General features: G+C 61.4%; 14 protein-coding genes. All 14 read left to right on the plus strand.

Going from position 1 to position 12194, the window contains the following annotated elements; genetic code table 11:
* Positions 1-732 carry an ABC transporter ATP-binding protein gene (locus tag J0M27_RS14480; protein ID WP_365962863.1) on the plus strand — a complete coding sequence of 244 codons (732 nt, stop codon included), beginning with the start codon at positions 1-3 and terminating at the stop codon, positions 730-732.
* 221 nt (positions 733-953) lie between these two features.
* The gene (mnmG, locus tag J0M27_RS14485) at positions 954-2831 is read left to right on the plus strand and encodes a tRNA uridine-5-carboxymethylaminomethyl(34) synthesis enzyme MnmG (RefSeq protein WP_294993056.1); all 1878 of its coding nucleotides are present in this window, start codon (positions 954-956) and stop codon (positions 2829-2831) included.
* Positions 2828-3463: a 16S rRNA (guanine(527)-N(7))-methyltransferase RsmG gene (rsmG, locus tag J0M27_RS14490; protein WP_294993058.1), complete on the plus strand. Its 636-nt coding sequence runs from the start codon at positions 2828-2830 to the stop codon at positions 3461-3463. Before mnmG ends, rsmG begins: the two co-directional genes overlap by 4 nt.
* A gap of 2 nt (positions 3464-3465) precedes the next feature.
* Positions 3466-4245 (plus strand): AAA family ATPase, encoded by a 780-nt coding sequence (locus tag J0M27_RS14495; protein ID WP_294993063.1) that lies wholly within the window; start codon positions 3466-3468, stop codon positions 4243-4245.
* The gene (locus tag J0M27_RS14500) at positions 4242-5090 is read left to right on the plus strand and encodes a ParB/RepB/Spo0J family partition protein (protein ID WP_294993066.1); all 849 of its coding nucleotides are present in this window, start codon (positions 4242-4244) and stop codon (positions 5088-5090) included. The genes J0M27_RS14495 and J0M27_RS14500 overlap by 4 nt, the downstream gene beginning before the upstream one ends.
* A gap of 111 nt (positions 5091-5201) precedes the next feature.
* The gene (locus J0M27_RS14505; protein ID WP_294993069.1) at positions 5202-5540 is read left to right on the plus strand and encodes an ATP synthase subunit I; all 339 of its coding nucleotides are present in this window, start codon (positions 5202-5204) and stop codon (positions 5538-5540) included.
* A gap of 6 nt (positions 5541-5546) precedes the next feature.
* Positions 5547-6395 carry a F0F1 ATP synthase subunit A gene (gene atpB, locus J0M27_RS14510; protein ID WP_294993071.1) on the plus strand — a complete coding sequence of 283 codons (849 nt, stop codon included), beginning with the start codon at positions 5547-5549 and terminating at the stop codon, positions 6393-6395.
* A gap of 47 nt (positions 6396-6442) precedes the next feature.
* Positions 6443-6691: a F0F1 ATP synthase subunit C gene (gene atpE / locus J0M27_RS14515; RefSeq protein WP_294993074.1), complete on the plus strand. Its 249-nt coding sequence runs from the start codon at positions 6443-6445 to the stop codon at positions 6689-6691.
* Positions 6692-6723: 32 nt separating this feature from the next.
* Entirely contained in the window at positions 6724-7194 is a 471-nt protein-coding gene (locus J0M27_RS14520) for a F0F1 ATP synthase subunit B (RefSeq protein WP_294993076.1), read from the plus strand.
* Between the two features lie 6 nt (positions 7195-7200).
* Positions 7201-7749: a F0F1 ATP synthase subunit delta gene (locus J0M27_RS14525; RefSeq protein WP_294993079.1), complete on the plus strand. Its 549-nt coding sequence runs from the start codon at positions 7201-7203 to the stop codon at positions 7747-7749.
* Between the two features lie 10 nt (positions 7750-7759).
* On the plus strand, positions 7760-9298 hold the full coding sequence (gene atpA / locus J0M27_RS14530) for a F0F1 ATP synthase subunit alpha (RefSeq protein WP_294993082.1): 1539 nt from the start codon (positions 7760-7762) through the stop codon (positions 9296-9298).
* Positions 9299-9324: 26 nt separating this feature from the next.
* On the plus strand, positions 9325-10206 hold the full coding sequence (atpG, locus tag J0M27_RS14535) for a F0F1 ATP synthase subunit gamma (RefSeq protein WP_294993085.1): 882 nt from the start codon (positions 9325-9327) through the stop codon (positions 10204-10206).
* Positions 10207-10307: 101 nt separating this feature from the next.
* Positions 10308-11708 carry a F0F1 ATP synthase subunit beta gene (atpD, locus tag J0M27_RS14540; RefSeq protein ID WP_294993088.1) on the plus strand — a complete coding sequence of 467 codons (1401 nt, stop codon included), beginning with the start codon at positions 10308-10310 and terminating at the stop codon, positions 11706-11708.
* 28 nt (positions 11709-11736) lie between these two features.
* Positions 11737-12153, plus strand: a complete 417-nt coding sequence (locus tag J0M27_RS14545) for a F0F1 ATP synthase subunit epsilon (RefSeq protein ID WP_294993134.1) — start codon at positions 11737-11739, stop codon at positions 12151-12153.
* Positions 12154-12194: the final 41 nt, after the last annotated feature.

The following is a 12194-nucleotide window of genomic DNA, read 5'->3' on the forward strand; positions in this document are numbered from 1 at the left end:
GTGCAGCCGGTTCTGGAAGTGGAAGACCTATGTGTTGCCTATGGCAAGGTCGAGGCTTTGCATCACGTTGGGTTGCGGGTGGGTGAGGGGCAGATCGTCACCGTGATTGGGCCCAATGGAGCAGGGAAGACCACGATGCTTTCGGCGATCATGGGTTTACTGCCGCACACCAAGGGCGGGATTCGGTTTCTTGGGCATGATGTTGGGGATAGCGAGGTCGAGCAAATGGTGGCCAGGGGCATTACATTGGTACCTGAGTCGCGCGCTCTATTTGGGGAAATGAGCGTTGAAGACAACCTGCTGCTGGGTGCGTTCATGCGAAGGCGTTTGGGTTTCCATGACCACGAAAACACCATGGCAGAGGTGTTCGCGATTTTTCCTCGCCTCAAGGAGCGTCGAAACCAGTATGCTGGAACCCTCTCCGGTGGCGAAAGGCAGATGCTTGCGGTCGGGCGCGCGTTGATGGCCAAGCCGAAACTGCTGATGCTGGACGAGCCGAGCCTAGGGTTGGCGCCACTGATCGTCAAGGAGATATTCCGGGTTATCGCGAACCTGAAGAGCACCGGTGTTTCGATCTTGCTGGTGGAACAGAATGCCCGGGCGGCGTTGAGGGTGGCTGACTACGGGTATGTTCTTGAGACCGGTGAACTGGCGTTGGAGGGTCCGAGTGGCGTCTTGCTTGATGATCCGAAGGTGGTTGAGTCGTATCTGGGTTTGGGTGGCAAGCACTGATTCTTGCGCGGGCGTAATCGTTTCACGTGAAACAGCTTGTTGTGAGTTTCACGTGAAACCATTGGTCGGGGTGGCAGGCCCTCCCCATTGAATTCCGGTCGGTTCTTGATGGTTTCGATCACTGCGCTTTTCCGATGAGAGGCGTATGATTGCGCCTCTTTTTGGTACCGCCATTTTCTTGATGGGTACCAGTCGGCAACAATCCCTCAGGACCGAGCAGCGTGCGCTTTCCGGAATCGTTCGATGTGATAGTAATTGGCGGGGGGCACGCCGGCACCGAGGCAGCTCTTGCTGCCGCACGTTCGGGCGCGCGAACCTTGCTGCTGACCCACAACATCGAAACCCTGGGCGCAATGTCCTGCAATCCGTCGATCGGCGGCATCGGCAAGGGCCATCTGGTGAAAGAGGTGGATGCGCTGGGCGGTGCAATGGCCTTGGCGGCCGACATTGCTGGCATTCAATTTCGCATCCTGAATGCTTCCAAGGGTCCGGCAGTCCGCGCCACGCGAGCCCAGGCAGATCGTCAGCTCTACAAGAAGGCCATACGGGACCGGCTGGAGAACCAGGCGAACCTCACACTGTTCCAGCAAGCCGCCGATGACCTGATCCTGAAAGGCGAGCGGGTTGCTGGCGTAGTCACCCAGCTGGGTATCCGCTTTGAGGCTCCTGCTGTAGTTTTGACGGCAGGTACCTTTCTCAATGGCCTGGTCCATGTCGGCATGGCCAACTATCGGGCAGGGCGCTTCGGTGACCCGGCGGCAACGTTGCTTGCCGAACGCCTGAAGGAAATCCGTTTGCCGGTGGGGCGCCTGAAAACTGGGACGCCGCCCCGTCTTGATGGTCGCAGCATCGACTTTTTGATCATGCAGGAGCAAGCCGGTGACGACCCCGTTCCGGTGTTCTCCTTCCTGGGTTCACGCAACCAGCACCCGCGTCAGGTGCCCTGCTGGATCACGCATACCAATTCACGAACCCACGACATCATCCGTTCCGGGCTGGATCGTTCTCCCATGTTTACCGGAGTCATCGAAGGTATCGGCCCACGCTACTGCCCGTCGATCGAAGACAAGATCCACCGCTTCTCTGGCAAGGACAGCCACCAGATCTTCCTCGAGCCCGAGGGTCTGGATACCCACGAGTTCTACCCACAAGGTGTATCGACCAGTTTGCCCTTCGACATCCAGCTGTCCCTGATACGGTCCATTCGCGGGCTTGAGAGCGCGCATATCACTCGCCCCGGGTATGCGATCGAGTACGACTATTTTGATCCGCGCAACCTCAAGGACAGCCTTGAAACCAAGTCGATCGGCGGCTTGTTTTTCGCGGGACAGATCAACGGTACCACGGGTTACGAAGAGGCTGCCGCACAGGGATTGCTGGCCGGGATCAACGCAGCGCGCCAGGCACGCCAGCTGCCTTCATGGGCGCCGCGCAGAGACCAGGCTTACCTTGGCGTGCTGGTGGACGACCTGATAACGCGCGGTGTTTCGGAGCCCTACCGTATGTTTACCAGTCGCGCGGAGTATCGCCTTTCCTTGCGCGAAGACAATGCAGACTTGCGCCTTACCGAAGCTGGACGGGAACTTGGCCTGGTGGACGATGTGCGCTGGGGCGCGTTCAATCGAAAGCGCGACGCGGTCGCGCGCGAAGCGGAGCGCCTTAAATCCACCTGGGTCAATCCGCGTCAACTCCCGGAGGCCGACGCGCTGCGCGTCCTTGGACAGCCGATGGAACGCGAATACCGTCTGTTCGACCTGTTGTGCCGCCCGCAAGTCAGCTACGCCAGTTTGCTGACGCTACCCGGAGCAGGCGAGGGCGTTGCGATGCCCGAAGTCATCGAGCAGGTCGAGATCCAGGCCAAGTATCAGGGCTACATCGCGCGGCAGCAGGACGAGATCGACAAGAGCATGGCCCACGAGTCGATGCCGCTCCCTCTGGACCTCGATTACGCTCAGGTGCATGGCCTCTCGTTCGAAGTCCGACAAAGGCTTACCCAGGCACGTCCGCAGACACTCGGCCAGGCATCGCGACTGCAGGGCATTACGCCCGCGGCGATTTCGCTGCTGTTGGTGCACATGAAGCGACGCAAGGCGGCATGAGCCTGTCGCAACAACTGGGCGACGGACTCGCGGCGATGGGACTGGACCTCCCTGTGGCGTCGCAGGCGACGCTGCTCGCCTATGTCGGGCTGCTCAAGAAGTGGAATCGCACTTACAACCTGACTGCAATCCGCGATGAGGCCGAGATGGTCGTGCAGCATCTGCTCGACTCGCTCTCGGTGCTGCCCGCGGTTCAAGAGTCGGCGCTGGCGGGACGGCGTTGGGCGGATATCGGAAGTGGCGCTGGACTTCCTGGAATACCTCTGGCCATCGCGCGCCCGGAGCTCACCATGACCTTGATCGAGGCGATCGACAAAAAGTCGGCTTTCCAGCGTCAGGCAAAGATTGAACTCGGCTTGTCGAATGTAGCCGTGCTGAATCGCCGCGTGGAAGAAATGGACGGTGGAGGTTTTGACGCGGTCGTATCCCGTGCTTTTGCCGAAATTGCCGATTTCGTCCGCCTGGCCGGACATTTGCTCGCTCCGGGCGGCCATCTCTATGCAATGAAGGGTCGCCTTCCGGATGACGAATTGGCTCGATTGCCGTCGGGCTGGACTACCGTCGCATGCGCGCCGCTCAAGGTACCGGGTTTGATTGCCGAGCGTCATTTGATAGTTCTAGGGAAGGCCTGAGGATGCACATATTCGCGATAGCCAATCAAAAGGGCGGGGTGGGCAAGACTACCACCGCAGTGAATCTTGCCGCCGCGCTGGCCGCCAACGGCCAGCGCACCCTGCTGGTGGATCTCGATCCTCAGGGCAATGCCACCATGGGGAGCGGCGTCGACAAGCGCAGCCTCAAGTCGTCGGTCTATCAGGTTCTGTTGCATCTCTCCAGTTTGGCCGACGCCCGCGCAGCATCGCCCTCCGGAAGATACGATGTGTTGCCGGCAAATCGCGATCTGGCCGGCGCGGAAGTCGAGCTGGTCGACCTGGAGGCCCGCGAAATGCGCCTCAAGGCGGCTTTGGCGAAGCATCGCGACGAGTATGACTTCGTCCTGATCGACTGCCCTCCATCGTTGTCGATGCTGACGCTGAACGGCTTGTGCGCCGCCCATGGCGTCATCATACCAATGCAATGTGAATACTATGCGCTGGAAGGCTTGTCCGACCTGGTGAATACCATCAAGAAGGTTCATGCCAACCTGAATCGCGACCTGAAGATCATCGGCCTGCTGCGCGTGATGTTCGATCCGCGCAACACGCTCTCGAACCAGGTGTCGGCGCAGCTTGAAGAACACTTCGGCGACAAGGTGTTCAAGACCCTGGTGCCGCGCAACGTGCGGCTGGCAGAGGCACCAAGCTACGGCGTCCCCGGCGTGCTGTTCGACAAGGCGGCAAAGGGAGCGCAGGCCTACATGGCCTTCGCCGTGGAGATGATAGATCGCGTCAATTCGTGGAAGGAAACCGCGTGAACCCACCAAAACAAAAGGGCCTCGGCCGCGGGCTCGACGCCCTGCTCGCCGCCAATGTGACGTCCGAAACGCAGCGCCAGGAAACCCTTGCCGTGGGTGCGCTGCAGCCCGGCAAATACCAGCCGCGAACCCGCATGGACCCGGGGTCGTTGGAAGAGTTGGCGGCCTCGATCAAGGCCCAGGGACTGATACAGCCTATTTCAGTGCGGCCGGTCGGAGCGGGCCGCTTTGAAATCATTGCCGGCGAGCGCCGCTGGCGCGCGGCGCAAATAGCCGGACTCGGCGAGGTGCCGGTGCTTATCCGCGACATACCCGACGATGCGGCGCTGGCGATGTCCCTGATTGAAAACATCCAGCGCGAAGATCTAAATCCGCTTGAGGAGGCTGCCGGCATACAGCGCCTGATCGACGAATTCCAGATGACCCATCAGCAGGCTGCCGATGCCGTCGGACGCTCGCGTTCCGCGGCGTCCAACTTGCTGCGCCTGTTGCAGTTGGCCAAGCCGGCGCAGGACATGTTGATGGCTGGCGACATCGAAATGGGCCACGCGCGGGCGCTGCTGCCGTTGTCAAAGGGAGAGCAGGGCAGGTTGGCGGCGCTGGTGGTCGACAAGGGCTTCTCTGTGCGGGAAACGGAAAAGCTGGTTGCACGCGAACTCAATCCGCCACAAAAAAAGGAATCCAACAAAAAGCCGGATCGGGACCTGCTTCGCCTTGAGGAGGAGCTCTCGGACCGACTTGGGGCGACAGTGAACATCAGCGCCAATCGCAAGGGAAGCGGCAGCCTGACGATCCGTTTCGGCAGCCTCGACCAGCTGGATGGATTGCTGGCGCGACTAGGCTGAAACCGAGGTAGCAACGGGAATCAATTAAAATGGCGCGCTGCAACATAAATTAATTGACAACCTATGATCAATGCCCTATATTCGCGGGCTTTTGGAAGCGGCCTGGCATAGATGTTCAAGGCTGTTTTTCATCAAAGCCTCGCAACCCTGATCGTCGTCGCCCTCTCGTGGTTCTGGGCAGGACAGCACGGCGCCGCTTCCGCGGCACTGGGCGGAGCGGCAGTCGTGGTGCCGAACCTGTTTTTCGCCCTGAGTCTCTGGGCGGCGGCGAAGAGCGGCAGGCCATCGGTGGCGAGGTTTTTTGTCGGTGAATTGATCAAGGTCGCGGCAACGCTGGCGTTGCTCGTGATAGTGGCGGGGGCGTATCGGGAACTGAATTGGCTGGCTCTGCTGGCCGGACTGTTTCTGGCGCTAAAGGCAAACCTGATAGTGATTTTGATGAAGGCCTGAACGAGCATGGCAGCCCAAGGTCCCAACGCATCCGAATACATCGTCCACCACCTGACCCACCTGAAGAGCGCCAAGCAAACCGCGCTGGTCGATTGGTCGGTATTCCACCTCGATACCCTGTTCTGGTCCGTCTCGCTCGGACTGGTCGCCATTCTCATCCTGGCGCGGGCCGCCTCAAAGGCCACCTCGGGCGTACCCGGGCGCTTCCAGGCGGCGGTCGAAATCCTGGTGGAGATGGTCGAATCGCAATCGAAATCAATCGTCCATGGCGACCGCAGCTTCATCGCTCCGCTGGCGCTGACGGTCTTTGTCTGGATCTTCTTCATGAACGCGATGGACCTGTTGCCGCTGGATCTGGTCCCGAACATCTGGGCCGCGATCTTCGGCGCCGCCGGCCATGATCCCCACCACGCCTACATGCGGGTGGTGCCCACCGCCGACCTTAATGCCACGCTCGGCATGTCGCTCGGCGTACTCATTCTCTGCCTCTATTACAGCGTCAAGATCAAGGGCTTCGGCGGCTGGATGCACGAGTTGTTCACCGCGCCCTTCGGCAGTCATCCGGTGCTCTACCCGATCAACTTCGCCATGCAACTGATCGAGTTCGTTGCCAAGACCGTCTCCCACGGCATGCGACTGTTCGGCAACATGTACGCCGGCGAGCTGATCTTCATGCTGATCGCGTTGATGGGCGCGGCATGGGCCGGAACCGCGGGCAGCGGTTTGCTCTGGATCGGCGGTGTCCTCGCCGGTGCGATCTGGGCCATTTTCCACATTCTGATCATCACGTTGCAGGCTTTTATCTTCATGATGCTGACGCTGGTTTACATCGGCCAGGCACATGAAAGCCACTAGTCTCAATATCTCAACTTAACCTTCACTTTTACACACAAGGAGTCATCATGGAAGGCAACATCGTTGGTTTCGTAGCGCTGGCCGCCGGTTTGATCATCGGTCTGGGTGCCGCGGGCGCTTGTATCGGCATCGGCATCATGGGCAGCCGTTTTCTGGAAGCGTCCGCCCGTCAGCCTGAGCTGATGAACACGCTGCAAACCAAGATGTTCCTGCTGGTTGGTCTGATCGATGCTGCGTTCATTATCGGTACCGGTATCGCCCTGTGGTACACGACTGCCAATCCGTTCATCAAGTAATCGACTCCCCTAACCGCTAAGGAGCGATTACCGTGAATCTGAACGCAACGCTGTTTGCCCAGCTGGTTGTGTTCCTCATCCTGGCGTGGTTCACGATGAAATTCGTGTGGCCGCCCATCATGAAGGCACTCGACGAGCGCGCGGGCAAGATAGCCGACGGGCTTGCGGCCGCGGACAAGGCCAAGACCGACCTGGCGCATGCCGAGAAGAAGGCTGGCGAGGAGCTGCGCAAGGCGCGCGAATCCGCCGCCGAGTTCCGCAGCGGCGCCGAACGCCAAGTGGCCCAATTGATCGAGGAAGCGCGTGTCGAGGGAGCCCGCATTGTTGCCGCCGCTCGCGAAGCAGCAGAAACCGAAGCGGCATCAGCGTCGCAACGCGCCAAGGAGGCCCTGCGCGAGCAGGTCGCTGCGCTGGCCGTGGCCGGTGCCGAGCGGATTCTGCGCAAGGAGATCAATGCCCAGGTCCACGCCGAGCTGCTGACGCAACTCAAGTCGGAGCTCTGATCCGCCATGGCCGAAAACGTCACCCTTGCGCGCCCCTATGCCGAGGCAGCGTTCCAGCTCGCAAAGGGCGGGAATGCGCTGCAGGCGTGGTCCGACGCACTTTCGCGCCTGTCGGCGGTAGCCGCCACCCCGGAGATGGAGGAGTGCATCGGCAACCCGCGCCTCTCCGCTGCCCAGGTGGCGCAACTCTGCCTCGACGTGGCCGCTTCGGGCGGCAAGTCTGACCTGTCGGCCGACCATCAGAACTTCGTCCGCGTCCTCGCCGACAACGACCGCCTGGTCGTGCTGCCTGAGATCAGCGGGCTCTTCGAAGAGCTCAAGCACGCACAGGAAGGGGTCAAGGATGCAGAGATCTCATCCGCCTTCGCGCTCGACGATGCGACGCTGAAGAATCTCGTGGCGGACGTGGAACGCAAGTTCGGCTGCAGGATTCAGGCGACCGTCAAGGTCGATGCAGAACTAATCGGTGGCGTCCGTATTGCCGTCGGCGATGAAGTGATCGATGCCTCGGTCCGCGGCAAACTTGCCGCGATGGCCACCGCGCTAAAGAACTAGGAGCAATTCCATGAATCTCAATCCATCCGAAATCAGCGACCTGATCAAGAGCCGGATCCAGAACATGCAGCTGGCCGCCACGGCCCGCAACGAAGGTACCGTGGTTTCGGTTACCGACGGCATTTGCCGCGTGCATGGCCTGACCGACGTGATGCAGGGCGAAATGCTGGAATTCCCCGGCAACACCTTCGGCCTCGCGCTGAACCTCGAGCGCGACTCCGTCGGCGCCGTGGTCATGGGCGACTACGAGCACATCTCGGAAGGCGATACCGTCAAGTGCACGGGCCGCATCCTGGAAGTCCCGATCGGCCCCGAGCTGCTCGGTCGCGTGGTCAACGCCCTGGGCGAGCCGATCGACGGCAAGGGCCCGATCAACGCCAAGTTGACCGACAAGGTCGAGAAGGTGGCGCCGGGCGTGATCTGGCGCAAATCGGTGTCGCAGCCGGTGCAGTCGGGTCTCAAGGCGATCGACTCGATGGTTCCCGTCGGCCGCGGCCAGCGCGAACTGATCATCGGCGACCGCCAGACCGGCAAGACGGCCGTCGCGGTTGACACCATCATCAACCAGAAGGGTCAGAACATGTTCTGTATCTACGTGGCGGTCGGCCAGAAGGCCTCGACCATCGCCAACGTGGTACGGAAACTCGAAGAGCACGGCGCCATGGGTTACACCATCGTCGTCGCGGCTTCCGCCTCCGACTCCGCCGCGATGCAGTTCCTCGCGCCGTACGGCGGCTGCACCATGGGCGAATACTTCCGCGACCGCGGCATGGACGCCCTGATCATTTATGACGACCTCACCAAGCAGGCCTGGGCCTATCGCCAGATCTCCCTGCTGCTGCGCCGTCCTCCCGGCCGCGAAGCTTACCCGGGCGACGTGTTCTACATTCACTCCCGCCTGCTAGAGCGTGCTGCTCGCGTGTCGGAAGCCTGGGTCGAGAAGCTGACCAACGGCGAAGTCAAGGGCAAGACTGGTTCGCTGACCGCGCTGCCGGTGATCGAAACCCAGGCCGGTGACGTTTCCGCCTTCGTGCCGACCAACGTCATCTCGATTACCGACGGCCAGATCTTCCTGGAGACCGACCTGTTCAACGCCGGCATCCGTCCCGCCATGAACGCCGGCGTCTCGGTGTCCCGCGTCGGCGGCGCCGCCCAGACCAAGGTGATCAAGAAGCTCGGCGGCGGCGTTCGTCTCGCCTTGGCGCAGTACCGCGAACTCGCGGCTTTCGCCCAGTTTGCCTCCGATCTTGACGAAGCCACGCGCAAGCAGCTCGAGCGCGGCCGTCGCGTCACCGAGCTGATGAAACAGTTGCAATACGCGCCACTGTCAGTGGCCGAAATGGCCGTGACGCTCTATGCCTCGAACGAAGGCTTCATGGACGACGTCGATGTTCCGCGCATCCTGGCTTTTGAATCCGACCTGCACCAGTTCGTGAAGCAAAAGTACGCCGCGCTGATGGACAAGATCACCAGCACCAACGATCTCGACAAGGAAGCCGAAGCCCAGCTCAAGGCTGCCTTGACCGAGTTCAAGAAGTCCTGGGCCTGATCATCAACGTCTAACGGGGAGCGATCATGCCTGGCAGTAAAGAGATCCGCACCAAGATCAAGAGCGTCCAGAACACGCGCAAGATCACCAAGGCCATGGAGATGGTGGCCGCGTCCAAGATGCGCAAGGCGCAGGAACGGATGCGTGCCGCACGACCCTACAGCGAAAAGATCCGTCGCCTCGCGGCGAACCTTTCGCAGGCCAACGTGACCGAGTACCGTCACGCCTTCCTCAGCCGGGCCAAGACCGAACAGTTGAAGCGCGTCGGCCTGATCGTCGTGACCACGGACAAGGGCCTGTGCGGCGGCCTCAACACGAACATCCTGCGGCAGTGCCTATCAACCATGCGTGGCTGGGAGTCCAGCGGGGCCAAGGACATCCGCGTCACCTGCATCGGCAACAAGGGTCTGGGCTTCATGCAGCGCCTCGGTGCCAATGTCATTTCCCACGTCACCCACCTGGGCGACACGCCGCACCTGGACAAGCTGATCGGGCCGATGAAGGTCATGATCGACGCCTTTCAGGCCGGTGAGCTGGACGCCGTGTATATCGCCTACACCCGCTTCATCAACACCATGAAGCAGGAGCCGGTGATCGAGCCCCTGCTGCCGCTTTCGGGCGAACGCATGGGCACGCCGGAGCGCAGTTGGGACTATCTCTACGAGCCCGACGCGCAGAGCGTGATCGACGAGCTGCTGGTGCGCTACGTCGAGGCCCTGATCTACCAGGGCGTCGCCGAAAACATGGCCTCCGAGCAGTCGGCGCGGATGGTGGCGATGAAGTCGGCGACCGACAATGCCGGCAACGTCATCAAGGAATTGCAGTTGGTGTACAACAAGGCGCGCCAGGCGGCGATCACCAAGGAAATCTCGGAAATCGTCGGCGGTGCCGCGGCGATTGCCGGATGATTGGGCGAGGCTGACATGAGCAAAGCGAATGTTGTGACGAGACCAAATCAACCAGGCGCGGAAGCGACTGTGGTTAACGGATTTACATTGAGGAAACAACCATGAGCAACGGAAACATCGTTCAGTGCATTGGCGCGGTGGTGGACATCAAGTTCCCCCGTGAGGCGATGCCCAAGGTTTATGAAGCTTTGACCCTCGACGAGGCCGATTCCGGCAACGCCGAACAGGGCCTGACCTTCGAAGTCCAGCAGCAGCTCGGCGACGGGGTCGTGCGCACCATCGCCCTCGGTTCTTCCGACGGCCTGCGTCGCGGCATGGCGGTCAAGGGCACCGGCGCACCCATCTCGGTGCCGGTCGGCACCGGCACGCTGGGCCGCATCATGGACGTGCTTGGCCGTCCGATCGACGAAGCCGGCCCGATTCCGGGTGGTGAGCTGCGCCCGATCCACGCCAAGGCGCCGAAGTTCGACGAGCTGTCGCCCTCGGTCGACCTGCTGCCCACGGGCATCAAGGTTATCGACCTGGTCTGTCCGTTTGCCAAGGGCGGCAAGATCGGCCTGTTCGGCGGCGCCGGCGTCGGCAAGACCGTGAACATGATGGAACTGATCAACAACATCGCCAAGTCTTACGGCGGCTACTCGGTGTTCGCCGGCGTCGGTGAGCGTACCCGTGAAGGCAACGACTTCTATCACGAGATGGAAGAGTCCGGCGTTCTCGACAAGGTGGCCATGGTCTTCGGCCAGATGAACGAGCCTCCCGGCAACCGCCTGCGCGTGGCGCTGACCGGCCTCACCATGGCCGAGAAGTTCCGCGACGAAGGCAAGGACATCCTGCTCTTCATCGACAACATCTATCGCTATACCCTGGCCGGTACCGAAGTCTCCGCGCTGCTGGGCCGCATGCCGTCCGCCGTGGGCTACCAGCCGACCCTGGCCGATGAAATGGGCAAGCTGCAGGAGCGTATCACCTCGACCAAAGTCGGCTCGATCACCTCGATCCAGGCCGTGTATGTGCCAGCGGACGACTTGACCGATCCGTCCCCGGCCACGACCTTCCTCCACCTCGACGCCACCGTCGTTCTGTCGCGCGACATCGCCTCGCTGGGCATCTACCCGGCCGTCGATCCGCTCGACTCCACCTCGCGCCAGCTCGACCCGCTGGTCGTCGGCGAAGAGCACTACAGCGTCGCCCGCCGCGTGCAGTCGAACCTGCAGCGCTATAAGGAACTGCGGGACATCATCGCGATTCTGGGCATGGACGAACTGGCGCCCGAAGACAAGCTGGCCGTGACCCGCGCGCGCAAGATCCAGCGCTTCCTGTCGCAGCCCTTCAACGTTGCCGAAGTATTCACCGGTTCGCCGGGCAAGATCGTGCCGCTGGCCGACACCATCAAGGGCTTCAAGATGATCGTCGACGGCGAGTGCGATACGATCCCCGAGCAGGCCTTCTACATGGTCGGCGCGATCGAGGAAGTCTTCGAGAAGGCCAAGACGCTGCAGTAAGCGCAAATAAAGGGGTACAGTAATGGCCATGACCATTCATGTCGACGTCGTCAGTGCCGAGGAGATGATTTTCTTCGGCCTGGCCCAGTTCGTCGTATTGCCGGGCGAAGCAGGTGAATTGGGCATCATGCCCGGCCACATGCCGCTGATGACCCGCATCAAGCCGGGTGCCGTGCGCGTACAGACGCAGGAAGGCAAGGAAGAACTGATCTTCGTTGCCGGCGGCCTGCTGGAAGTGCAACCGGGTCTGGTGACCGTTCTGGCCGACACCGCGATCCGTGGCGCCGACCTCGATCAAGCCAAGGCCCTCGAAGCCAAGAAGCTGGCCGAGGAAGCCATGGTCAATCGCGGTTCCGAAATGGACTACGCGCGCGCCCAGGTCGAACTCGCCGAGGCCATCGCGCAACTGGCGGCGATCGACAAGCTGCGCAAGCAGCGGCACTGACGGCGCAACATTGGGTTACGCAAAAAAGGCAGCTTCGGCTG

The organism is Sulfuritalea sp. (genome assembly GCF_017302275.1).
Lineage (GTDB): Bacteria > Pseudomonadota > Gammaproteobacteria > Burkholderiales > Rhodocyclaceae > Sulfuritalea.